Source organism: Bacillus sp. LQ16 (assembly GCF_057784645.1).
Genome location: NZ_CM173491.1, coordinates 1,410,347 through 1,434,063, shown reverse-complemented (window position 1 = coordinate 1,434,063; position 23,717 = coordinate 1,410,347). Strand labels below are relative to the sequence as shown.

General features: G+C 34.3%; 33 protein-coding genes. 14 read left to right on the top strand and 19 right to left on the bottom strand.

From position 1 onward, the window contains the following. Positions 1-211 precede the first annotated feature (211 nt). On the bottom strand, positions 212-367 hold the full coding sequence (locus AC3EMB_RS07285) for a hypothetical protein (RefSeq protein ID WP_000184928.1): 156 nt from the start codon (positions 365-367) through the stop codon (positions 212-214). Positions 368-522: 155 nt separating this feature from the next. Continuing rightward, positions 523-942, bottom strand: coding sequence for a MarR family winged helix-turn-helix transcriptional regulator (locus tag AC3EMB_RS07280; protein WP_000081434.1), 420 nt, complete (start codon positions 940-942; stop codon positions 523-525). A gap of 161 nt (positions 943-1,103) precedes the next feature. Here AC3EMB_RS07280 and AC3EMB_RS07275 point away from each other — a divergent pair, with 161 nt between their 5' ends. Together AC3EMB_RS07275 and AC3EMB_RS07270 are read left to right on the top strand one after the other, a co-directional pair. Further along, positions 1,104-1,535: a YrvL family regulatory protein gene (locus AC3EMB_RS07275; protein WP_095691173.1), complete on the top strand. Its 432-nt coding sequence runs from the start codon at positions 1,104-1,106 to the stop codon at positions 1,533-1,535. Between the two features lie 33 nt (positions 1,536-1,568). Then, positions 1,569-2,156, top strand: a complete 588-nt coding sequence (locus tag AC3EMB_RS07270) for a thioredoxin family protein (RefSeq protein WP_002040836.1) — start codon at positions 1,569-1,571, stop codon at positions 2,154-2,156. A 31-nt stretch (positions 2,157-2,187) separates the two neighbouring features. Here AC3EMB_RS07270 and uppP read toward each other — a convergent pair whose 3' ends face one another. Then, complete coding sequence (uppP, locus tag AC3EMB_RS07265) at positions 2,188-2,979, bottom strand: bacitracin resistance undecaprenyl-diphosphatase (RefSeq protein WP_000796253.1); 792 nt, start codon at positions 2,977-2,979, stop codon at positions 2,188-2,190. Positions 2,980-3,165: 186 nt separating this feature from the next. Between uppP and AC3EMB_RS07260 the strand changes: the two genes are divergently transcribed. From AC3EMB_RS07260 to AC3EMB_RS07250, 3 genes are all read left to right on the top strand, one after another. Then, positions 3,166-4,524, top strand: a complete 1,359-nt coding sequence (locus AC3EMB_RS07260; RefSeq protein ID WP_029441800.1) for an MATE family efflux transporter — start codon at positions 3,166-3,168, stop codon at positions 4,522-4,524. A gap of 76 nt (positions 4,525-4,600) precedes the next feature. Next, complete coding sequence (locus AC3EMB_RS07255; RefSeq protein WP_000341062.1) at positions 4,601-4,774, top strand: hypothetical protein; 174 nt, start codon at positions 4,601-4,603, stop codon at positions 4,772-4,774. An 18-nt stretch (positions 4,775-4,792) separates the two neighbouring features. Continuing rightward, positions 4,793-4,942: a hypothetical protein gene (locus AC3EMB_RS07250; RefSeq protein ID WP_000744623.1), complete on the top strand. Its 150-nt coding sequence runs from the start codon at positions 4,793-4,795 to the stop codon at positions 4,940-4,942. Between the two features lie 81 nt (positions 4,943-5,023). Here AC3EMB_RS07250 and AC3EMB_RS07245 read toward each other — a convergent pair whose 3' ends face one another. Next, the gene (locus AC3EMB_RS07245; protein ID WP_029441798.1) at positions 5,024-5,542 is read right to left on the bottom strand and encodes a hypothetical protein; all 519 of its coding nucleotides are present in this window, start codon (positions 5,540-5,542) and stop codon (positions 5,024-5,026) included. A gap of 84 nt (positions 5,543-5,626) precedes the next feature. Between AC3EMB_RS07245 and AC3EMB_RS07240 the strand changes: the two genes are divergently transcribed. Next, positions 5,627-6,529 (top strand): aminoglycoside phosphotransferase family protein, encoded by a 903-nt coding sequence (locus AC3EMB_RS07240; protein WP_366986910.1) that lies wholly within the window; start codon positions 5,627-5,629, stop codon positions 6,527-6,529. A 2-nt stretch (positions 6,530-6,531) separates the two neighbouring features. On the opposite strand, the gene AC3EMB_RS07235 is transcribed toward AC3EMB_RS07240, so the two are convergent. From AC3EMB_RS07235 to AC3EMB_RS07215, 5 genes are all read right to left on the bottom strand, one after another. Continuing rightward, on the bottom strand, positions 6,532-6,693 hold the full coding sequence (locus AC3EMB_RS07235) for a hypothetical protein (protein ID WP_000651086.1): 162 nt from the start codon (positions 6,691-6,693) through the stop codon (positions 6,532-6,534). 152 nt (positions 6,694-6,845) lie between these two features. Beyond that, on the bottom strand, positions 6,846-7,619 hold the full coding sequence (locus tag AC3EMB_RS07230) for a hypothetical protein (protein WP_000544579.1): 774 nt from the start codon (positions 7,617-7,619) through the stop codon (positions 6,846-6,848). A 24-nt stretch (positions 7,620-7,643) separates the two neighbouring features. Beyond that, on the bottom strand, positions 7,644-8,090 hold the full coding sequence (locus AC3EMB_RS07225; protein ID WP_000041153.1) for a flavodoxin: 447 nt from the start codon (positions 8,088-8,090) through the stop codon (positions 7,644-7,646). Further along, positions 8,083-8,259 (bottom strand): hypothetical protein, encoded by a 177-nt coding sequence (locus AC3EMB_RS07220; protein WP_000929009.1) that lies wholly within the window; start codon positions 8,257-8,259, stop codon positions 8,083-8,085. Before AC3EMB_RS07220 ends, AC3EMB_RS07225 begins: the two co-directional genes overlap by 8 nt. A 224-nt stretch (positions 8,260-8,483) precedes the next feature. Next, the gene (locus AC3EMB_RS07215; RefSeq protein ID WP_053564927.1) at positions 8,484-9,653 is read right to left on the bottom strand and encodes an amidohydrolase; all 1,170 of its coding nucleotides are present in this window, start codon (positions 9,651-9,653) and stop codon (positions 8,484-8,486) included. Between the two features lie 337 nt (positions 9,654-9,990). Here AC3EMB_RS07215 and AC3EMB_RS07210 point away from each other — a divergent pair, with 337 nt between their 5' ends. From AC3EMB_RS07210 to dltD, 5 genes are all read left to right on the top strand, one after another. Beyond that, positions 9,991-10,137: a teichoic acid D-Ala incorporation-associated protein DltX gene (locus AC3EMB_RS07210; protein ID WP_000440293.1), complete on the top strand. Its 147-nt coding sequence runs from the start codon at positions 9,991-9,993 to the stop codon at positions 10,135-10,137. 12 nt (positions 10,138-10,149) lie between these two features. Next, on the top strand, positions 10,150-11,664 hold the full coding sequence (gene dltA / locus AC3EMB_RS07205; protein WP_053564928.1) for a D-alanine--poly(phosphoribitol) ligase subunit DltA: 1,515 nt from the start codon (positions 10,150-10,152) through the stop codon (positions 11,662-11,664). Continuing rightward, on the top strand, positions 11,661-12,836 hold the full coding sequence (gene dltB, locus AC3EMB_RS07200) for a D-alanyl-lipoteichoic acid biosynthesis protein DltB (protein ID WP_089170677.1): 1,176 nt from the start codon (positions 11,661-11,663) through the stop codon (positions 12,834-12,836). Before dltA ends, dltB begins: the two co-directional genes overlap by 4 nt. A 68-nt stretch (positions 12,837-12,904) precedes the next feature. Continuing rightward, complete coding sequence (gene dltC / locus AC3EMB_RS07195; RefSeq protein ID WP_000807310.1) at positions 12,905-13,144, top strand: D-alanine--poly(phosphoribitol) ligase subunit DltC; 240 nt, start codon at positions 12,905-12,907, stop codon at positions 13,142-13,144. Next, on the top strand, positions 13,141-14,316 hold the full coding sequence (gene dltD, locus AC3EMB_RS07190; RefSeq protein WP_089170676.1) for a D-alanyl-lipoteichoic acid biosynthesis protein DltD: 1,176 nt from the start codon (positions 13,141-13,143) through the stop codon (positions 14,314-14,316). The genes dltC and dltD overlap by 4 nt, the downstream gene beginning before the upstream one ends. Before the next feature lie 21 nt (positions 14,317-14,337). On the opposite strand, the gene AC3EMB_RS07185 is transcribed toward dltD, so the two are convergent. Continuing rightward, entirely contained in the window at positions 14,338-15,426 is a 1,089-nt protein-coding gene (locus AC3EMB_RS07185; protein WP_488517599.1) for an NAD(P)H-dependent flavin oxidoreductase, read from the bottom strand. A gap of 115 nt (positions 15,427-15,541) precedes the next feature. Between AC3EMB_RS07185 and AC3EMB_RS07180 the strand changes: the two genes are divergently transcribed. After that, positions 15,542-16,462, top strand: coding sequence for a S66 peptidase family protein (locus tag AC3EMB_RS07180; protein WP_098680115.1), 921 nt, complete (start codon positions 15,542-15,544; stop codon positions 16,460-16,462). A 33-nt stretch (positions 16,463-16,495) separates the two neighbouring features. Here AC3EMB_RS07180 and AC3EMB_RS07175 read toward each other — a convergent pair whose 3' ends face one another. The 3 genes from AC3EMB_RS07175 to AC3EMB_RS07165 form a co-directional block, all read right to left on the bottom strand. Beyond that, positions 16,496-16,894 (bottom strand): SseB family protein, encoded by a 399-nt coding sequence (locus AC3EMB_RS07175; RefSeq protein ID WP_000435265.1) that lies wholly within the window; start codon positions 16,892-16,894, stop codon positions 16,496-16,498. Positions 16,895-16,980: 86 nt separating this feature from the next. Next, positions 16,981-17,535: a cysteine hydrolase family protein gene (locus AC3EMB_RS07170; protein ID WP_000184436.1), complete on the bottom strand. Its 555-nt coding sequence runs from the start codon at positions 17,533-17,535 to the stop codon at positions 16,981-16,983. A 10-nt stretch (positions 17,536-17,545) separates the two neighbouring features. Then, complete coding sequence (locus tag AC3EMB_RS07165; protein WP_016082359.1) at positions 17,546-17,956, bottom strand: carboxymuconolactone decarboxylase family protein; 411 nt, start codon at positions 17,954-17,956, stop codon at positions 17,546-17,548. Between the two features lie 126 nt (positions 17,957-18,082). Here AC3EMB_RS07165 and AC3EMB_RS07160 point away from each other — a divergent pair, with 126 nt between their 5' ends. Beyond that, positions 18,083-18,535, top strand: coding sequence for an Lrp/AsnC family transcriptional regulator (locus AC3EMB_RS07160; protein WP_001175498.1), 453 nt, complete (start codon positions 18,083-18,085; stop codon positions 18,533-18,535). A 100-nt stretch (positions 18,536-18,635) separates the two neighbouring features. Next, positions 18,636-18,818, top strand: coding sequence for a DUF3913 family protein (locus tag AC3EMB_RS07155; protein ID WP_000707107.1), 183 nt, complete (start codon positions 18,636-18,638; stop codon positions 18,816-18,818). Positions 18,819-18,846: 28 nt separating this feature from the next. Here the strand turns inward: AC3EMB_RS07155 and AC3EMB_RS07150 are convergent, their stop codons facing one another. The 6 genes from AC3EMB_RS07150 to AC3EMB_RS07125 form a co-directional block, all read right to left on the bottom strand. Beyond that, positions 18,847-19,860, bottom strand: a complete 1,014-nt coding sequence (locus AC3EMB_RS07150; RefSeq protein WP_098250411.1) for a CPBP family intramembrane glutamic endopeptidase — start codon at positions 19,858-19,860, stop codon at positions 18,847-18,849. 201 nt (positions 19,861-20,061) lie between these two features. Beyond that, a complete protein-coding gene (locus AC3EMB_RS07145) occupies positions 20,062-20,838 on the bottom strand; it encodes an ABC transporter permease (protein ID WP_366988327.1) in 777 nt (258 codons plus the stop codon). Next, a complete protein-coding gene (locus AC3EMB_RS07140; RefSeq protein WP_069355280.1) occupies positions 20,838-21,740 on the bottom strand; it encodes an ABC transporter ATP-binding protein in 903 nt (300 codons plus the stop codon). Before AC3EMB_RS07140 ends, AC3EMB_RS07145 begins: the two co-directional genes overlap by 1 nt. A 14-nt stretch (positions 21,741-21,754) precedes the next feature. Further along, positions 21,755-22,537, bottom strand: a complete 783-nt coding sequence (locus AC3EMB_RS07135; RefSeq protein WP_048538168.1) for a hypothetical protein — start codon at positions 22,535-22,537, stop codon at positions 21,755-21,757. Further along, positions 22,534-23,232, bottom strand: a complete 699-nt coding sequence (locus tag AC3EMB_RS07130) for an ABC transporter ATP-binding protein (RefSeq protein ID WP_000137741.1) — start codon at positions 23,230-23,232, stop codon at positions 22,534-22,536. Before AC3EMB_RS07130 ends, AC3EMB_RS07135 begins: the two co-directional genes overlap by 4 nt. Beyond that, on the bottom strand, positions 23,229-23,609 hold the full coding sequence (locus tag AC3EMB_RS07125) for a GntR family transcriptional regulator (protein WP_000687512.1): 381 nt from the start codon (positions 23,607-23,609) through the stop codon (positions 23,229-23,231). Before AC3EMB_RS07125 ends, AC3EMB_RS07130 begins: the two co-directional genes overlap by 4 nt. Between the last annotated feature and the right edge of the window lie 108 nt (positions 23,610-23,717).

Genomic DNA, 23,717 nt, shown 5'->3' with positions numbered 1-23,717 from the left:
AGCACCTCTGATTATTTTTTTAGGTCCTCGTAACGAGGCTTTTTCCTCTTCCCAAAACCAAACAAACAATTCAAATTACATATCTATATTAGACTGATTAAACTAAATATTCAATCTTTATTTAATTCATTCATTATGTAAATAAAAAAGGATAATAAGCCCTCATAATGGACTAACTATCCTGTAATTTATTATCTAAATTTAAATATATTCACTCCTTTTTTGATTTACTCCCTTTTTTAGAACGATATTCTTTCCCTTTATTATCATTACCAGTTTCAAATTCAGTGCTAAATTCCTGATTAAACTGGCCAGACTTTGGTGATCCTTGATTACCGCTCCCTTTACTACCGTTACGATTCGTCATATTTCTCCCTCCCTTCCTTGTATTAGTAGTATGGCGCTCTATCTTTTTTCATACACATTTTATTTTTTAACATCTATTACACACGAAAGAAGACCTTCCATATATAAGGAAGATCTTCTCTTTCATCACGTAAGCGTTTTCTTGTTTATAATCACTTAAATAAGTTTTTTGGAAATCGAAATCATTACATTCATTTCATCTTCTGAAAGTGTAGAGAATCTTTCTTGTAAATATTGTTTTTTCGCATCTTCCATTTTCGCAACTAAATCTTTCCCTTGTTCTGTAATCTCTAAATACACAACTCGGCGATCTGATGTAGAACGTGAACGAGTTACAAAACCTTTATTAATTAATTTTTCTGTAACAGCTGTAATATGACTATTCGACACATTTAATTCATTTGCTACACGCGATACCATTTCTTTATTCGTACGATTTAATATTCTCAGGACGATGAATTCATTCCACGGTATGTAACCACCGAATATTTTTCCGATATCATTACGCAATGTGCGAAACATAGCAAACACATTTGTCGATAGTTCTTCCATTAATTGCTCTCGATTTTGAGACAACTTTGACAGCTCCTTTTATTTCATTTAGTTAAATAAAAACCTTATTAATAATTTTACATGAAATCTTACTTTTTGTCACCTTATTTTCCCATAATTCGTAGTTTTTTAATATGTATTTCATGATAAAATGAAGTTAACTTCCAGAAAAAGGGGGTAATTTAATGCATGAGGAGGAGAAATTCTCAAATCTCAGCCTAAAAGATAAAACGATTATCATTAGTATTATCGCTCTTTTTCTCATTATAATTTTTGCATTTATATTTTTTATATATGTAGGAATCTTTCAAATTACAGGTATAGAGTATAGTTCACGTACTGCGTTACTTCTCTTTTTTTTATTAATCACTTTCTTAGACAGTATTACATTTTTCATCTTCAGTTTCTTCAAAGCGCTGCTATATCCACTGACACAAAACATGCCAAATTGGATTTCTATTACTCTTTTCTCATTCATTGAAATTACACTAGATTGGTTCGTCATTCATACTGCTGATGATTGGATAGAAAGCGTACAAATGTCCAACATAGCTGAATTATGTGTCGTACTATTCTTTTTCCTCTTAAATAAATTATTAAGTGACGAGAAAGAGTAAGAATACAAGCTTTTCTATATAAAAATTGGTACAATGAAAGCAAATCTTACTAAAGAGGTGTTAATTATGAACTTACAACAATGGGCTGATAAAGGTATGTCCTTTGATACATATGTGAATGAAATGCAAGTAAACCAATACGAGCTACTACACATTTACAATAACTTTTTAATTCCAAATGAATTACTTCCTGTATTAGAAGAACGTCAAAATGACGGCTGGCGTGTTATCGTATTAACTGCTGATTGGTGTGGCGATGCTCTTTTATGCGTACCTGTTATGAAACGAATTTCTGAAGTTGCAAATATTGAAATGAGTTTATTAATTCGCGACGAAAACTTAGAATTAATGGATCAATATTTAACAAATGGAACAGCACGTGCGATTCCAATCTTTATTTTCATTGATAAAGATGGAAATGAACAAGCCGTCTTTGGACCACGCGCTCCAAAAGTACAAGAATTAGTAACTTCAATGCGCGCTACATTACCTGAAAAAGAAGATCCAACATTCGAAGAAAAACAAAAAGAAATGTATGCTAATTTCCGTGCTACATTAGCTGATGATACTTCTCTTTGGGAGCATGTAATGGAAAATATGGTGGAAAAAATAGTAAAATAAAAAAACCTGCCGAGCTCGGCAGGTTTTTTTATTACATAATGAAGAAATAGAATACCGCAGCTAAAATGAAACGATAATAAGCGAACGGTGTTAGTTTCACACGAGATAATAATTTCAAGAATGAAACAATTGCAAGCATCGCAACAACGAATGCAGTTACAAATCCTGTTACAAATAGTGTTATATCTGCTGAGCTTAATACATCCCAGCTTTTAATTAAATCTAATCCACTTGCAGCTACCATCATCGGTACCGCTAAAATGAACGTATATTCAGCTGCCGCTGTATGCGACACGCGAGCTAATAAACCACCACTGATTGTAGAACCAGAACGAGAGAATCCTGGCCAAAGAGCTAAACATTGAAACATTCCAATTGTAAATGCCTGTTTATATGTGATTTCATCTAACGTTCTTGCTGTACTTGGTTTTGAAAACTTCTCAGCAACAATCATTAAAATACCACCGGCTACTAAGCTAATAACAACTGGTCCTGGACCAAATAAAACCTCTTTAATAGTGCTATGGAATAATACGCCAAGTATCCCGGCAGGAATCATCCCGATAATAATATGTAATAAATTTAACGATGGTCCGTCTGTTACTTTACCTATTCCAACTAACGACCATAGACGCTTCCAAAATATAACAACAACTGCTAAAATCGATCCCAATTGGATAACAACTTCAAAAACTTTCGCTCTCTCATCGTCAAATCCAATTAAATGTCCTGTTAAAATCATATGTCCTGTTGATGATACTGGTAGAAACTCTGTTAACCCTTCAACAGCACCCATGATTAAACCAATTAACCAATCAGCCACAAGTAGTGCCTCCTTAATAACAAATAATATGTAATTTTTTCACACCTTATCATAATACCTTATCCCTTTTCAAAGTGCATCCTTTTTTTATTGGTTTCATATGTTGTAGGCGCGTATTTCTTTTCTAATCTTTGATTAAATTGTATGATAGTAAGAGTTTGTTTTTTTATATGGAAAGGGGATTTTATGAAAGAAACTACTTCATTTTCACAAAAGTTAAAGCAATTTGTATTACTATTTTTTCCGATTTTCGTAACGCAAATGTCATTATTTGCGATGAGTTTTTTTGATACAACAATGTCAGGACATGCAAGTCCAACTGATTTAGCAGGTGTTGCAATTGGAACAAGTATATGGCTTCCAGTTAGTACGGGATTAACAGGAATTTTAATGGCTACTACTCCCATTGTTGCACAACTCGTCGGATCCAAGAAAAAAAAGGACGTTCCCCACGTTGTCATACAAGCAGTTTATTTAGCAATTTGTGCTAGCTTCGTTGTTATCCTCATCGGTTTCTTCGTCGTTTCACCTATTTTAAACGGCATGCGCTTAGAAGAACCTGTGGAACGAATTGCAGCTCAATTTTTAAGTATTATCGCAATAGGAATTATACCTTTATTCACTTACACTGTTTTACGTGGATTTATTGATGCATTAGGAAAAACTCGCACAACGATGATTATTACATTACTATCATTACCAATTAACGTAATATTAAATTACCTATTAATTTTTGGTAACTTCGGTTTCCCAAAGCTTGGTGGTGTCGGAGCAGCAATTGCTTCCACTGCAACATATTGGTGCATTTTAATTATTACAGTCATTATTATTCAGACGAAAGAGCCTTTTGCCTCTTTCAACATTTTCAAACAATTATATCGCCCTTCTCTTTCGAGTTGGACAACATTCTTAAAGCTTGGCGTTCCTATCGGATTTGCTATCTTTTTTGAAACGAGTATTTTCGCTGCGGTAACGCTCATGATGAGTAATTTTAGTACGACAACTATTGCAGCTCACCAAGCAGCTATGAACTTTGCTTCCTTGTTATATATGACTCCGCTAAGTTTAGCAATGGCAATGACTATTGCAGTCGGATTCGAAGTTGGAGCAAAACGTTACGATAATGCAAAACAATACGGACTGATTGGAATTGGATTAGCCCTTGCCTTTGCTTTATTATATTCAATTCTTCTCTACTTCTTTGATAATCAAATTGCTTCTATTTATACGACAGATGCAAAAGTTCATCATTTAGCAAAAGAATTTCTTATCTTTGCGATTTTATTTCAAATTTCAGATGCAATTGCAACCCCTGTACAAGGAGCTCTGCGTGGGTATAAAGATGTAAATGTTGCTCTAATTATGACTTTAATTGCTTATTGGATAATAGGTCTACCACTAGGTTACATATTAGCAACATATACAGAATGGGCCGCAAAAGGTTATTGGATCGGTCTTATTATCGGTCTAGCATTTGGCGCTGCCTTCCTCCTTATCCGTCTCTTTCAAGTACAACGAAAATATACAACACAAAACAGCCGCTAATAATAAAGCGGCTGTTTTCTTTATGCATATTTTTTCTTGTAACGTATAATATAATGAAAAAGAAAGGTGGGTACATATGGACGACAAAGAAAAAAAGCAATCATTCGATGAAGAATTTGCCCCTGAAATTTCACCTGGATATCGGCAAGATGTACATAAGCCACCTAAATATAAAAACACTTCGTTTTTAATGGGTATTACCATTTTCGCCGCTGTATTACTCATACTTATCATTTTCGTTTATTTTTGATGAAAGGTGGCCTATTATATGAAGAAACAAAATTCCAATCGTTCCAAAAGAACTGTTAAAACACAAAAAGGATATGCAGGCGATTCTGTTCATACACTTAAACAAGTGGAGCAAGGAAATTTATATATTGCTCAAAAAGAACTTGGTCAACAAAATGAAAATCTTTAAAGGTCCTTGATTCCTTGAGGGCCTTTTTATTCCGCATTAAGTAGTACACCCCCAAATGATCTATTGAGCAATGAATTTCCTTTATTGTACGCGCTGCTTTTGTTCTAGCACCATAAATATATTATTAACCTTTACAATTTTCACTTCATAATTCAATTTCATTTCGCTTCTCTTACCATTTTCAGTACCCGCAACGTACGCTACAGCTTGATAGAGAAAACTCTCATCTGTCTCTTCACGTATCTCCTCGTTTGTAAATTTATACTCTAAATCTTGAAAACGATTGGGATAATAATTTTCTATTAATTGTTCATACCCTCTATTTAAAAATAGTTCTTCACCTTTTCGTTTCACATCTTCTTTATTATTAAACTCAAACACGGATAGTTGCTCGGTCACAAAATGCTCTCCTACCTTTTTCATTTCATTATGAGTTAAATTTTCTATACTTTTGTTCTTTAATTCCTTATTTAACTCGTACTGATCAATCGGTTTAAAGGTAGCAAAAACCTCCTCTTTATATGACCAAAACAATACAAAAGCGATACATAGAGAAATGATTAACAGTCTTTTTTTCGTAATACTCCCGCCCTTCTTCATAATGATAGCTATATTTTAACATATAGAAAGAAAATTCTGATATCATAAAGTATGAATAACTTAACTCAGAAACGAGGAACAATTATGGACTCTTACAAACATTATATAAAAGAAGCTTTGCCTAATCTTTCTATACATTCATATAAACAAAATGAAGAAGGTTGGGATAATGTAGCAATTATAGTAAATGATGAGCTACTGTTTCGTTTCCCGCGAAAACATGAATATGCAATGCGAATTCCGTTAGAAAAAGAACTATGCACACTTCTCTCTTGTTCACTACATGAAATTAAAGTTCCAAAGTATCACCTATTCTATAAAAAGGAGACTGATGCTATTCCGCTTTGTAGTTACTATACTCTCATTCATGGTAAACCTTTAAAAACAGAAATAGTTACTACACTAGAAAAACAAGAACGAAAAGCACTTATTACACAATTAGCAACTTTCCTTGCTGCTCTACATAGTATTCCTCTAAAAAGTGTTACAGCGTTAGGATTCCCTATTGAAAAAACACTTACCTACTGGAAAGAGCTACAAACTAAATTAAATCAGTATGTTACTAACAATCTTACTTCGTTCCAGAAATCAGCCTTAAATCGTTTATTCGAGAATTTCTTTGCCTGTCTAGCTACATCTAAATTTCAAAATACAATCATTCACGCTGATTTTACACATCATCACATTTTATTTAACAAGCAGAACAAACGCATTTCAGGTGTTATCGATTTTGGTGATGCGCAAATTGGCGATCCTGCTTTTGATTTTGCAGGACTATATTATGATTTCGGACATGAGTTTACTACATCTGTATATGAACAGTACAGTACACTTATTTCTCATCATGATCCATTACTCATTCACCGCATTACTACCTTTTATCAATATAGTCCTTTACTACATAATATTATTTATAACTTTGAATCAGAGAATGAACTCGAATTCATTACAAGTACAGAACAACTAAAAACGATATTACAGGGATGAGATTACATTCTCTCCCTATATACTCTCTCCTCATACATCATTAACTTTTTATCCATTTCAACAATAACTTTATACAATTGAAATGCCTGTAAGATTTGCAGTTGAATTTCAAAAGGAGCATTTTGTTCTTTTAACCATTGAAATACTTTCGTTTCATCTTTCATTGATTATTCCTCCCTTTATCCCGCTATTTGCCGGTAGCCCGATTGACCCCCACTGATTAAAGTTTCACTTTATTAAAATCTGCTACAAATATACCGTAAATGATGAAAAGCTTTTCATGTCAATAACAAAAAAGGATGCAAAGTTGCATCCTTTAATGAACTATATTTTTCTTCTGTTTCGCTTCTTTCTTTACTTCTTCCCCTTGGCATTCACTACGAAACGCACAACTTATACACTCAGAACGAAAATGACGCTCTGTATAGTGCTCAGGTTGCTGTAACATTTCTTTCATTCTAGATAAATCAGCCATTCCAGTTATAATATCTTCCTGTTTCGGAATGTACTCATACTTAGTTCCTTCTATTAAATTAATAACTTCAATTTTTCCTGGAAGAACGCCGAAAGCTTTATAACTGAATACTGTCATTAGCTTCTGACAAAGAGCAAGCATTTCCTCATCCGCATCGACAACATACTTTTTAATTACAAACGACTCAGCATTCCACTCACCAACTTCAAATGTCAATGACATGTGGACACCTAACTCTTCCATATATGTTTGAAACTTCTCGTATAAAAACAATGGTGGTGTCTGACTATCATCCCTTTCAACAAACTGTAATAAGTGATCCGTTAGCTTCGCTAATACAATATAGTACTCCGTCTTCGAAGCAAACATATTAATCCTTACTTTTTTCCAATACTTTTCTATTAATATTAAAAGTACAATCTTCGTTTGTTGACCCGCAGGTAGCGTGTAATACTCGTTAATAATTTGATTCACAATCATTTGCGCTATTTGTTGCCATTCAAATGAAGAAGGTTCTCTTCTTTTTATATGACGAAAATAAAATTTATGCGGACACCGCATAAAATCATACAAATGATAATCTGTCATCGTTTTGATTGAGATTTTCTCATGCACTTGCTCTTCAGCTCCCTTCTGCCATTAAGAAAGGTGTTTTACAAATTCAGCTCCAAACTGTAAACATTTTTCTACATCTTCATCTTCTGGCGTTAATTCTACTTTTAGTCCTTCTAACACAACTGCTGCTCCGCGCTCTTGTAGCTTTTCTATTAAAATATCAACCGCCACTCCGTATTTCGGATAAGCCGAATCACATGATCCGAATACTGCCGCTTTTTTCCCAGTTAAATCAATAGAATCCATTGCATCATAAAAATCTAAGAAATCATCAGGAAGATCACCATCTCCCCATGTGTATGCACCTAAAATAATTCCATCATACTGTTCCAATATAGAAGCTTCTGGTGAATCCATAATATCAATAACTTCAATTTCATTTTCTGTTTCACGAATTACGCCGGCAATATGGTCAGCCATTTCCTCTGTATTTCCACTCATACTTGCAAAAATCATTACTAACTTACTCAACTGAACCTCTCCCTTTACTTTGTATCTCTTTTTCTGTTTGAATGCTCTTCTTCTCATCTACATATTCAGACCGAATTACATTTCGTTGCCATTCCATATGCTGATCAACATCTTTATTTTTATCTTTTAATCCCCTCCGTAGAAGGTGAAATTTTTTTCTCATTAACATGTCGCATCCATCCTATTGATAATAATTATCAATTTCAACTATATTTAGATTAATTGACATTGATTATCAATGTCAACAACTATTTTTAAAAAAATGATTAAAATGTACAAGCTTGTCCGTTAGCTATTCATATACTATAAATGAGCATAGTTCTTTCTCAGCCCTCTCTGACGGAAAGAAATAAAAGCAACTGCGATAGAGCGCAGTTGCCTTTTTTTGTTTTTCTATGATTTTAGTAATCTTATAGTAGTCTCTAAGAATAGCTCCACTCCACAAATTAATGCTGATTCATCCACGTCAAATTTCGGATGATGATGTGGATAACAAGTATATATATTTTCATTACCTGTTCCTAATTTAATGAAACAACCGGGCGCTTTTCTTAAATATGCTGAAAAATCTTCCCCACCCATAGAAGGTTCAAGCTTCACAACACGCTCATTCCCAAACAAATGTAGTGCACTTTCTTCTACTATTTTCGTAATATATTCATCATTAATAACCGGATCATATCCATATCGATACGTATATGTATACGATCCTCCATGTGCTTCTGTAATTCCTTTCACAATTTTTTCGATTTTCCCTTCTGCTTCCACCCTCAATGCTTGATTAAATGAACGAACAGTTCCCATTAAAGTTGCTGTACTAGGAATAATATTGTCAGCCACTCCCCCATGAAACTGCGTAACTGAAAGGACTCTTTGCATGAAAGCACTTGTATTTCTAGATACGATATGTTGTAGATTTGTAATAATCTGCGCTCCGATAGCGATAGGATCTATCGTTTCTTCTGGCCGCGCCGCATGCCCTCCTTTGCCTTGGATCTCAACTGTAAATACGTCTGGTGCTGCCATCATCGGTCCATATACAATTCCTACATTCCCACTTTCCAAGCCAGACATAACATGTAAACCTATTACATAATCAACACCGTCCATAACACCCGCCTCGACCATTTCTTGTCCACCACCAGGGTATACTTCTTCTGCATGCTGAAAGAATAGACGAATTTCTCCTACAAACTCTTCCTTCATATTATTAAGCACCTCTGCAGTACTTAATAATATAGCTGCGTGAGCATCGTGCCCACATGCATGCATCATTCCTTTATTCACAGATGTATAAGATTTACTTGTCTCCTCTTGAATTGGCAAAGCATCTATATCAGCTCGAATCGCAATTACTTTCCCTTGCTTCACCCCCCTTTTGATTGCTAGTACACTATACTTCGTCGGTCTCGTTACTTCAAAAGAAGAAAATGAGCATAATGTATCATATATAAATTGCGAAGTTTCTTTTTCATGAAATGATAATTCCGGATACTTATGAAAATGCCTTCTCCATTTCACGATATTTTCTTCCGAAATTAGACTCTTCCACACTCTATTCATGATAATTTCCTCCTTTTCAAAAGAACTAGAAATTTTAAATTTTACTCCGTCTTAAATGATTAATAAAAACAAATACTGCATTTTTACGTATTCTTATAGTCCACTTTTATGTATTCACACAATCCACTTTCTATTTACATGTCAAACCCATTACAAATTCATGCTGAATGTAATATAATTGCTAAGTTAGGGATTTTCTTTTTTAGTATTTAGTGCTAATATCAGAAAAGAGCCTTTTGACTTATTTTTACCTAAAATGTGGGATTTTGTTTTTTTCACAATAATGTAGGACATGATACCTACAAAGAGCTATTATTTCATTAAGAGAGGGAAAGACATGGAAAGATTAAAAGAGATATGGTCTCGACCACTCACACAATGGGTTGCAAAGACGGTTTATTATCTTGCAATTTTATTTGCATTACTTTGGTTGTATGGATTCCATGATACAAACACAAGTACATTTATTTACAATGAATTCTAGGGTGGGAACGTTATGAAGTTATTAGAACAAATTGAAAAGTGGGCTGCAGAAACGCCTGATCAAACCGCTTTTGTTTGGCGAGATGCGAAAATTACGTACAAACAATTAAAGGAAGATTCTGATGCGTTAGCACATTGGATTTCTTCTGAGTATCCAGACGATCGTTCACCAATTATGGTGTATGGCCATATGCAACCTGAAATGATTATTAACTTTTTAGGATGTGTAAAAGCTGGACATGCTTACATTCCTGTAGATTTATCTATCCCAGCTGATCGTGTACAACGTATTGCTGAAAATTCTGGTGCGAAATTACTTTTATCGGCAACAGCAGTAACTGTAACTGATTTACCAGTTCGCATCGTAAGTGAAGACAACTTAAAAGATATTTTCTTTACTCATAAAGGGAACACTCCAAATCCTGAACATGCGGTAAAAGGTGATGAGAACTTCTACATTATTTACACATCAGGAAGCACAGGTAATCCGAAAGGGGTTCAGATTACTTATAACTGCCTTGTTAGCTTTACAAAATGGGCTGTAGAAGATTTCAACTTACAAACAGGGCAAGTATTCTTAAACCAAGCACCTTTCTCATTCGATTTATCTGTTATGGATATTTACCCATCATTAGTAACAGGTGGTACGCTTTGGGCAATCGATAAAGATATGATTGCGCGTCCAAAAGACTTGTTTGCTTCTTTAGAGCAATCGGATATACAAGTATGGACTTCCACACCTTCTTTCGCAGAGATGTGTTTAATGGAAGCATCTTTCTCTGAGAATATGCTACCAAACATGAAAACATTCTTATTCTGCGGTGAAGTGTTACCAAATGAAGTAGCTAGAAAATTAATTGAGCGTTTCCCAAATGCAACAATTATGAATACGTACGGTCCAACAGAAGCTACTGTCGCTGTAACAGGTATTCACGTGACAGAAGAAGTACTTGATCAATACAAATCACTTCCAGTTGGCTACTGTAAATCAGACTGTCGCCTTCTTATTATGAAAGAAGATGGTACGATTGCACCTGATGGTGAAAAAGGCGAAATCGTAATTGTCGGTCCAAGCGTAAGCGTTGGATATTTAGGAAGCCCTGAATTAACAGAAAAAGCATTTACTATGATTGACGGTGAGCGCGCCTATAAAACAGGCGATGCTGGCTATGTTGAAAATGGTCTTCTATTCTATAATGGTCGTCTTGATTTCCAAATTAAGCTGCATGGTTATCGAATGGAATTAGAAGAAATTGAGCATCACCTTCGTGCGTGTTCTTACGTAGAAGGTGCAGTTATCGTTCCAATTAAAAAAGGTGAGAAATACGATTATTTATTAGCGGTTGTTGTTCCTGGAGAACATTCGTTTGAAAAAGAATTCAAATTAACATCTGCAATCAAAAAAGAACTCAATGAGCGATTACCAAACTACATGATTCCACGTAAATTCATGTATCAATCTTCTATTCCAATGACACCAAATGGAAAGGTAGATCGCAAAAAATTATTGAGTGAGGTTACAGCATGACCGCATATGGATCATTTTATTTTTTCGCTATAGTGGGCATTTTATTAATACCTACTATCATAGCTGGATTAAAAGGTAAAATGTTGCGTAAATATAATGCCGTTTTAACATTAGTCATGCTTGCTATTATCTTCTCAGATAAACCAAAGCAAGCAATGATGTTAGCTGCATTTATTATTTGGCAATATGTCCTTATTAAAGGCTATTTAATTTTAAGAAAACAAAATAATAGTACATTCACATTTTGCATAGCTGTTATTTTATCGATTTTGCCTCTTATTTTGGCAAAAATCGCACCATTTGCATCGTTATTACCTGAGTTAAAACTTGTTGTTTTTCTAGGTATATCTTACGTAACATTCAGAGCAGTTCAAATGGTATTTGAAGTTCGTGATGGTTTAATTAAAGAGCTTTCTTTCTTTAACTTCTGGGAATTCGTTTTATTCTTCCCTGCGATTTCAACAGGACCTATCGATCGTTACCGAAGATTCCAAAAAGATATTCAAAAGCCACCTAGCGCTGAAGAATATCAAAATTTACTATATACAGGACTAAATCGTATTTTCCAAGGTTTCTTGTATAAATTTATTATTGCTTACTTAATAAAGCAATATTGTATGGATCCAGCATTCGCTCAACACGATACAATCTTTTCAAATATGATTTACATGTATAGCTATAGCTTATATCTATTCTTTGATTTTGCTGGTTATAGCTCTTTTGTAATTGGTGTAAGTTATATGATGGGAATTAAAACGCCAGAAAACTTTAATAAGCCATTCCTTAGTCGTAATATTAAAGACTTCTGGAACCGCTGGCACATGAGTTTATCATTCTGGTTCCGTGATTTTATTTACATGCGTTTCGTCTTTTTTGCAACGAAGAAAAAGTTAATTAAGAACCGTTACACAATTTCGTATATCGGTGCATTTTTAAACTTTTTCATTATGGGAATTTGGCATATCCAAGGAAGCGCTGTTGCGCAGTATGTTATTTATGGTCTATATCATGCCGCACTGTTTATTTTATTCGATATTTTCGAACGAAAAAACAAGAAGCATAAGTTTTGGCCCAACAATAAATTCACACGCATCCTTGCGATTGTAATTACGTTCCACGTTGTATGTTTCGGTTTCCTAATCTTCTCTGGACACCTTAACAGATACTTTTAATGCACCCTTCTTATTCCATTAAGAAGTTGCACATATAATATATTTCGGATATAAAGGAGATTTTAAAAATGGCAGAATTCAAAGAGCAAGTATTAGATATTTTAGAAGAAGTATGTGAAAACGATATTGTGAAAGAAAACTTAGATGTTCAATTATTTGAAGAAGGTATCCTTGATTCTTTCGCTGTAGTATCTTTATTAGTTGAATTCCAAGAGCGTTTAGATATTGAAGTTTCTATTTCTGATTTTGACCGTGACGAGTGGGCTACACCAAACATGGTTATTAAAAAGTTGGAAGAAATCCGATGAACAAAGCAAAATTTGGTCCGATGCTTTTAGCATTGGCCCTTTTTGCTGTATTCTTACTTATTCCAACGCGCTTTCTACTTCCACTTTTAAGTGATGAAAAAGTAGAACAAGCTGCTACTTCTTTAAAAGAAGAAAAAATTCAAAGTATGATTTTACAGCAAAAGATGTTAGCAGATCCAAAATATCTTCCGATGTACGGTTCATCGGAATTCGCACGTATGGATGCTTTCCATCCATCTAATTATTTTAAAGTAAAGCCTGAAGGATTTACGCCATTCCTTCTTGGACGCGGCGGAACACAAGACCTTGTACATGTGTTAAACTTCGCATCTACAATGGATCAATTGAAAGATAAGAAAATGGTATTCGTTCTTTCTCCGCAATGGTTTGTACCACAAGGTATTGACGAGACGCACTTTGCACCTAACTTTTCAAAACAACAAGGTTACCACTTCATTTTCAACAATGATTTAAAACCTGAAATGAAAAAACAAATTGCAAAGCGTTTATTAAACTTTGAGATTGTAAAAAAAGAAACTTTATTAAAAATTTCGCTTGAAGGTATCGCTTATGATGATACGAAGTATAAAGTAAAAGCACTTGCTGCTAAACCTTTCGCTTATATTTATCGTAACATTTTAGATCGTAAAGATTTATTTACAGCTATGTTTAATATTAAACCGCACAAAGAAAAGCTTGATCCTTCATTAAAACAAATGAACTGGGAAGAGGCTCGTAAACATGCGGATCAAACAGGTGCAGTAGAATCTGGATCTAATGAATACGGTATTGAAGATGATTATTTCAATAGCAAAATTAAGAAAAAATTAAAGCAACGTGAAGGTTACTTAAAAAATGATTCTTATGACCAATCGCCAGAATATGAAGATTTACAAATTGTACTTGATTTATTAAAACAATCTGGTGCAAAACCACTCTTCATTTCTGTTCCTGTAAAAGGTCCTTGGTACGACTACGCTGGCTTCCCGAAAGAACGCCGCGAAGCATACTATAAGAAAGTTCATGAGCAAATTGAAAAAGCTGGTTATCCAATTGCCGACTTCTCAAATCATGAATACGATAAATACTTCTTAAAAGATCATATGCACTTAGGTTGGAAAGGCTGGGTTTACATCGACGAAGCCATCCAACAATTTTATAAAGCAAACTAATGAAAAGACCGCTTGAATTACTCAAGTGGTCTTTTTGTATATATTTTGTAATTGCTCGATTGCATTCCCCGCTTCTTTCATAACTCGCTCCACTACATGCTGAGCTGATTCGATTCGTGCCAACGATGCTGCCTGTCCTGCCCAAAGTGACATATATTCTTCCTTATTTTGCTTCGCTGCCTCTTGGCGTATTTTAGAAGTTAATACGTTTTGCACTGGATACATCGGAAGCCCTTCTTCTTTTCCTTCATGTCTCTCTATAAATTCATTCCGGATACCCCGTGCATATTTCCCGGAAAACGCACGAGTTACCGTTGTGCTCGTATCTGTACTATGTAAAACCGCTTCTTTATACACATCGTGCGTAACACTCTCTTCACTTGTTAAAAAGGCCGATCCCATTTGAACACCTTCTGCTCCTAGTGCCAATGCCGCAACAAGCCCTTGTCCGTTCATTACACCACCTGCTGCGACAATTGGGATATGCGGAGCAGCTTCTACTAACTGAGGTACTAACGCAAAAGTACCAATCATAGCATCTCGTTCTTTCCCAATAAACGTTCCTCTATGCCCTCCTGCTTCGCTACCTTGTCCGATAATAATATCTACTCCTAGCTCAGCAAGTACTTTCGCTTCCTTCACATGGGTAGCTGTTCCGATAACTTTTATTCCACTTCTTTTTAAAGCATTTATTTCTTCTTTTTCTAACGTTTGAAATGCAAAACTAACGACCGGTACTTTTTCATCTAATAGCACTTGTAATTGTTCCTTATAGCTTTTTGGAAGCTTTAACGTCCCCTCTACTTCTATACCTAATTCTCTATTCACTCCACTTAGTAATACTTTCGCCTCATTTATCTTCTCTTCTTCTATTTGTATCTCTTTCGTTACAAGTAAATTAACACCGAAAGGCTTATCTGTTAGTTCTCTTATTCTATAAATCGCTTCACGAATTTGTTCTGGGCTCATATAGCCCGCTCCAAGCGTCCCTAATCCTCCGCTATTACTTACTGCTGCAACAAGTTCTGGCGTCGTAATCGTGCCTGCCATACCGGCTTGAACGACGGGATACTCAATTTTTAATATGTCTGTTACTCGACTTGTAAACATCATTTTCCCTCCTATTTCCTTTATATCTTCTTTATTTGATAAGCTTTCCCCTGCTTTTGCAAGGGTTGGACCTCAAATGAAGCGAATATATTGAAAGAGAAGGAGGCTGAGCTTAATGATTTATCCAAATGCATTAAAACAAGGTGATACAGTAATGATTATTGCACCATCTGGTCCACCTACAATCGAAAATGTATTAAAAGGTGTGAATGTATTACAAGAGATGGGGTTATCCGTAATAATCGGGAAGAGTGTTTACGAGAAATATGGATTTTTAGCCGGAAGTGATCAAGTTCGGCTTGACGATATACATGAAGCATTTACAAATAATGAAGTGAAGGCAATTTTTTGTGCACGAGGTGGTTATGGAAGTGCTCGTCTTCTTCCTCACATTCAATATGAAGTTATTAGGCAGAATCAAAAAATCTTTTGGGGATATAGCGACATTACAGCTTTACATACTGCTTTTTCACGTTATGCAAAGCTTATAACATTTCATGGTCCGATGATTGAAGAACTAGGAAAAGGTATTGATTCCCTATCTTTATCCTCTTTTAATCAGCTATTCCATCCGTATTCAACCATTTTATCTGCATCAGAATGTATCGTACCTAGCTCTCACAGTACAGTTACAAGTACGTTAGTTGGAGGAAATTTAGCTGTGTTAACAAGTATAATTGGTTCGCCCTACGAGATAAATACGGACAATACACTTTTATTACTTGAAGACATTGGTGAAGAACCGTACCGCATTGACCGTATGTTAAATCAGCTACTTTTATCTGGAAAGTTTAATGAATGCAGGGGCGTTATTTTCACAAGTTGTCACGACTGCACTCCTTCAAAGCCATCTCAATCATTGCAAACAATATTATATGAATATTTCGCGCCATATCATATACCTGTCCTATTCGATTTACCAATTGGACATATAAGTCCAAACATCGGTATTCCACTTGGAGCTACAGCGACAATAAACACGAATAATAAAACAGTCTCTATTTCTTCTGGTATAGCCACTTCATATTCAAATTAAAAAGTAAAAGGAAAAGCGATTACGCTTTTCCTTTTACTTATAATAATTAAAAATTCGTCCAGATGCGATATCTGCAATTTCTTCTGGAATAAATGTTTTACTTATATCAGTGCCAACATTTAATACAGCTGTAGCATCTTTCTCAATGCTACCAAATAACTCTTTCCCACGTATCGTAATAAGGGGCGTTCCTTCTGGCAACACATCTTTTACAAATTCCATTTGTGTAAAGAACGGAACGATCCATCTACCTTCTCCTTGGAAATGACGCAAACGAAGTATTCCTTCTGTTGCCCCGTCCTCTGCTTCTAGTGAACCAGCAACATAAAACTCAGTAGATAAGAGCAATTCATAAAATTCCTTTTGCTTCTGTTTATCATCCCCTGCTACAACAAGTACCTCTTCTAATTTCTTTACTGAAATTTGCTCCATATGATGCCACCCCTATTTTCAAAATGATTGTACTTAGATTATACGAAATATTCTTATTTTTTTCTACATAATTCGCAATTATTTTCTTAAAATAATTTTAACACTTCTTTTGTCGTCACAATCGTAGCAAACTCTTCATGTAAATTTACAAGTGTCATATTGTGAATATCTTCTGCACTATACTCTTTACCATCTAAACCTATACGGTTAAAAGTAGCCGTTGCATCACTCACTAAATATGTTGTAAATCCTAAATTCCCTGCCATTCGTGTCGTAGTTTCCACGCAATGATTTGTCGTTAATCCTACAACCACTACTGCATTACATTTGTTCTTTCTTAATTGCTCTTCTAAATTTGTCCCAATGAACGCGCTGTTAACGAATTTCTGAATAACCACTTCACCAAGTAGTGGTTGCACTTCTTCTTTAAAGTTTACCGTTTCCGCTCTCTCATAAAACATTGACTGAGCATTTTCTTTATTTACATGTTGAATATGAAAAACTGGTCGTTTCCTTTTTCTCCATTCTTCTAACAAAATTCTCATGTTTTCTTCAGCAAAAATATTATTTCTCTCACCCCAATCAGGTAATTGAAATGCCTTTTGTACATCGATTATGATAAGTGCTATTTGATTTGTCATCATTTCCCCCTTAATTTGGCTGTAATTGAAATAGAAAACCAAGTTGTTGTGACGCGGTAATAAAGCAAACATAGGCGCAAAGCTCTACAATTTCTTTTTCTGTCCAATATTGTTTTAAAGCGTGAAACATAGTATCATCTATTGCTTTTCGGTCATGAACAAATGTATGCGCAAAAGTAACGGCTACACCAATCTCCTCTGCCTTTTGCACATCATCAGGTCTTCCCTTTGCCATACAGTACGGACATTCATTCCCATACGCTAATGTTCTTCTCACTTGCTCCTTCAACTCTGCTGAAAGAGTTCCTTTATTGTACAGTGTATCTTCTAACTTACTCCACGAGTGTAATATATCCGAATTATGCCCTAATAACTTTTGAAACTTTGTATCTCCTACATTTGATAATGAAATTCTCTCCATCATTTCCCCTCCTATTTCCTTCTGTTTTATTGTAAAATAAATAACGTTCACTTTACATTTCATATGAATCTTAATTTATATTTTTCCTTTACAAAAATCATTATTTTACTGGAGGTATATTTACAAATGCAACTAGACCGTGTTGATCGAAAAATTTTAAATGAATTATATAATGATAGTCGCCTTTCTATGCGTGAATTGGCGAAACGAGTAAACTTATCTGCTCCGTCTACTGCAGAACGTGTTCGTAAACTTGAAAGTGAAGGCGTTATTCAAAAATATACAATCGATATCGACTATAAAAAAGCAGGACTAGTTTTAGATTGTATTTTAGAAATCACTTTAAAAAATGGTGATACAACACGTATGCAACAGTTTATTCAGTCTTATCCATCTGCAAGTTTTTGTTACCGAGTAACAGGAAGCTTATGCTACATTGTAAAAATTTCTGTTCCTTCACTCGTTGAACTTGAAGAATTTATCAATGATGTTTCTTCATATGCAACGACAGTTTCTCATATCGTATTATCAGAAGTATCTCTTACTCCTGATATTGAACATATCTTCCCAGAAGATTAATTTATTTTTATTCATAAATTATAAAAAAACCCCTTACAATAAGAATAAAAATAATATATTATGTATTAAAATACATAAAATTCGAGAAAGGGGCTTTACATTGAAAATCTGGTTTTATGAAAAAACGGCACAATTAGATGACTTGCTTGGTATTTGGGACAATGTTCCGACCATCCCGCGAATTGGTGAAAAAGTGGAGATTTTAAAGACAGTCCGCACTGTTACAGATATTAAATATGTCAAGAACGGTAATAATTTTCGTGTAGAAATTATTACAAATTAAAAAGTAGCTCCTAAGAGCTACTTTTTAATTATCTATTATGTGCTTTCTTTATAACGATTTTATCTTCTTCTACAGCTACTGTTACATAATCATTTTCTTCTAACCGAAGCTTATTTACAGCCTCATCTGGTAACTCTATGGCCATCAATCTATCGGTTACGATCACTTGACTATACACTTCATTTTCTTGTGATGAATTCACTACTTTTGGCTCATTTATAAAACGTACTGGTGGCACGCCAACTTCTTTTACTGTACGCCATTGTTTCCAAACATACGGAATTAACCATAGTAATCCAACAACTGTAAGACCGATACCAATCCATAAATTACTTTGCGCTTGTAATTCAGTAATTGAGATTGTACCACTTTCTTCTCCACCGAAAAATTGCATACTTGTTGCAATCAAATTATTTAGAGCGTGCACAGCTATATTCGTCCATATATTTTTTGTCTTTATGTATAAAAGACACATAACGACACCAAACATGAACGCACCAATAACATCAAAATGTCCTAGGCCAAAAATAATTGAAGATATAATTACAGCTTTTTTAATTCCCCATTTATGAGCCATTCGCTGTAAGAAAAATCCCCTAAAAATAACCTCTTCCATAATAGGTGCTAACACACATGCTGAAATGAAAGTAAATATCGTCATATATACGTTACTCGTATTAATAACATTTCCGTCTTCTAGCATAGTAACTAAGAAATTCGGTAACGTATGTGCTAATATGTAAAATTGAATCTGAGATATGCCAACTGAAAAAATCATCCCCATTATCGTTGCTAATACAATTAATCCCCAAGATAAACGTCCTGGCTTATCAAAAAAACTGTTAAATACAATATTATTTTTATTTGTTTTTACGTATAGCCAAAGTAACGGAAATACAAAAAATACAGTTATTTGTGAAATAACCTCCATCGTATTCTCAGAAACATTTGCTAGACCTAATGGTATCATTATAAGGAACACCCCTATAATCATCCATCCAAAAAAGCTACGTAGCCTTATACGTGAAAATGCATAGTGCATATAGAACACCTCCAAAGATAGTAAAAGTAAATGGTCGGATAACTACATTATAATATGAATATAGTTGAAACTCTTCCTATTTTTCTCAATTACTTTCAAACAACATAGCTCTTAAAATACCATATCGCTGTTCTTCAAGTTCAATCCAAGTGAAATTTATGTAATAAAAATCCCCGTTTTTACAAGCGGGGATTTCTTTTATTATAATACGTCACGTTTTTGGAATAATGCACTTGATGCTACAAGTAACACAACAAAGTATGCAGCTACAAGTAATAATGAAGTTGTAAACGTAAATTCTGTAAATGTTGGTTCCATTCCACCATTGATTAATTTATTACTATCGTAAGCTCTTAAATCCAAATGGTTGAATACTACAAACTTCGCTACACCTTTTGCAAACATTATTAATACCATATTAATTGCACCTTGTAAGAAGAATAGGAACATCGTAATAATTAATGGTAATACAGATTTTCTAAAGACATTTGCTAGGAAAAATGCAAGTGTTGCAAAAAAGAACGGTGAAAGTAGTTGATATACAGTGGACTTCATAACGATTCCTAATGTTAATTCTGTTTTACTACCATCCATTACAATACCGCCAATAATCATTGCAATTAGCATACCAGCTAATACGATAAATAACATTGCTAATAACACTGTAATATATTTAGAAAATAAAACTGCAAGTCTTTTTCTTGGACGGATTAACAATTGTTTAATTGTACCTTTTTGGAACTCATCAGTAAGAGTACGGGCAGCAAGTGTAATCCCAAAAATCGTTGTAAATAAAACAATTAAGCCAATCTCTGAGTTTGCATAATCTAAATATGATCCCTTAAACTCATCACCTTTTCCCCACTTCAACATTGCTAAAGTACCTAAAATTTCGAGTGCCGCAATGACACCCATTAAAATATACATACCTTTTTTCGCATGCAACTTTAAAAATTCATTTTGAATTAATTTAAACATTACGCTTTCACTCCCCCAGTAATCGCTAAGAACTCATCCTCTAACGTTTTATTTTGAACAGTAACTCCGTATACAAGCACATCAGCATGAACAAGTTTTTTTACAAGTTGCGGAATGTTGTCTTTTGTTACAGATGCTACAATTACATTCCCTTTTGCTTTACCTTTAATGATTTCATTTGCTTTCTGAACTTCATCTACTTCAAACGCTACAACGACTGCCTCATCATGTTTCACTTTTTCATGTAAGTTGTACTCTTGTACAAACTCACCTTGTTTAATAATAACGACGCGATCACACATTAATTCAATTTCACTCAATAAGTGACTTGATACGATTACAGCAATATTCTCTTCTTTCGCTAAACGTTGTAAATAATCACGAATTTGGCGAATACCAGCTGGATCTAATCCATTTGTCGGTTCATCTAAAATTAAGATTTTCGGCTGATGCAGTAATGCCTGTGCAATTCCTAAACGTTGTTTCATACCAAGTGAATATGTTTTCACCTTTTTATGAATCGCATGCTCTAACTCAACAAGCTTTACAATCTCAGCAATGCGCTCTTTACTAATTGGTGTAATGGCCATGTTCGCAAAATGCTTTAAGTTTTGCATTCCTGTCATATAATCATATAGTTCAGGATTTTCTACAATCGCTCCAATTTGCTCTAGTGCCTTTTCACGCTCCGAGCGAATACTATGTCCACAAATTATAATATCGCCCTCTGTCATTGAAATAAGACCTGTCATCATACGGATTGTCGTCGTCTTACCGCTACCGTTCGGTCCAAGGAATCCGTATACTTCTCCTTCACGAACCTCAAATGATAAACCACGAATAATTTCCGTTCCACCAATCTTTTTTCGAACATTCTCTAACTTTACTACTACGTTTCCCAATGCTGATTCCTCCTTTAGACTTCTAGTTTTTTATCGATAATATAAGCAATTACATATATTATTAGAGCACTAACCATTACCATGAAACTTATATTAAAAATGTTAAATCCATTTTCTTGAAACATATTAATAAACAGACTCTTGCTTTCACCATGATATTCTACTCTTCGCAATACTTGGAAAGCTGGAGCTAATTTTCCTAGCAAGGTTGTCGCTAAAGTAATCGCTATATTTATTACTAGGAAAATAATAACGATTAGTATATTTTGCGCCTTTTTCTTTTTCGTAAGTAACTTTACTAGAGTAATTACTAATATGATTTGTAAAACACTAAACAAAAACTCAAATAAATCGCTTATCGTATATATTAAATTATTAATTATGCCTACTTGCATAATCTCTTTTGCTTCTACATATACAGAAGTCGTAGGAAAAGCTAATACATAACTTACATAGAAAAGAATTCCACATATCCCATACCATATAGCCATTGCGATAAATGAGAAAATAAGCATAGAAATTACATATTGTTTCCCAGATATTGCTGTAAGTCGTAACATTGGATTAGTTAGTAAGCGTGAATATGATTTCATTGTTTGTATAAACATATAAACAATATAAAAGAAAAATATAATCATAATGATTCCAAATATACCCTCTTGTCTACTGATAGCCGCATCACTTTTTCTTACAATCATTTGTGAAAATAACACAGCTTCAATTAGTACAAAGAATAAAAAAGTAACAATATATCTTTTCTTATTTACATTCCATAAATAGGAAAGTACTGAATTCACTTACTAAACACCTCCTTAAACAATTCATGAACTGCTTTTCCTCTCTGAAAACGAATTTCTTCTACATTTTCATATAGAACCATTTCTCCATCTTTTAAAAAGATCACTTCATCAAAAATATTTTCAATTTCATTTATTAAGTGAGTGGAAATTAATATCGTACAATCTTCCCTATAGAACTGTAGAATTAAATCCAATACATGTTCTCTAGAAAGAGGATCAATCCCGCCCAATGGCTCATCCAGTACATATAGCTTCGCTTTTCGAGAAAACGTTAAAATAATCTGCAGCTTCTCAACCATACCTTTTGACAATGCTGTAATTTTTTCTTCTAACGGTATTTTAAATTCTGCAATCGTATCTACCGCTTTTTGAATATCGAAGTCTTTATAAAAATCTCGGTAGAAAAATAAAGCGTCTTTTACAGTCATCCAATCATCAAAGATTGGCTTATCGGACATAAATGAAACAATTTCTTTCGTCTGTAACCCTACCTTTTTACCGTCTATTGTAATACTACCTTCAGAAGGGTGTTGCAAGCCTGCAATCATTTTCAATAACGTCGTTTTCCCGCTCCCGTTATCTCCAACAAGCCCAACGATTTTCCCTTCCGTAATCTCTATGTTTAATTCACGGATCACTGCTTTTAATCCGTATCTCTTCCATAAGTTTTCTATTTTCAATAGCTCTGTCATTGGCTCTCCTCCCTCTTATCATGTAATGAAGAACGAAGAATTGTAAGAATTTCTTCTTCTGAAAAACCTAAATTGTCCATTCCATCTATAAAAGAATGAAGCAATTCTTTCGCCATCTCTTTTCGCAGCTCCATAATTTTCTCCCCTTCATTCGTTACATACCGTCCCATTCCTCTACGTGTGACAACAACTCCATCCCGTTCTAGCTCTTGAAATGTACGCTGAATCGTATTTGGATTCACTTGTAATTCACTCGCTAATTCACGGACAGAGGGAATTTTATCACCAGGTAATAAATGTCCTGTTACGATCTCTTTTTTTATGTATTCCATTACCTGAATGTAAATTGGTGTATTTGGAGAAAACTCTATTTTCATTTCTTCCCTCCTTTTGTATTAGTGTACTAGTTAAATAATACACCGATACAAAAAGTTTGTAAATACCCATTTAATTACAAAAAAGTTCTATCCGTTAAACGAATAGAA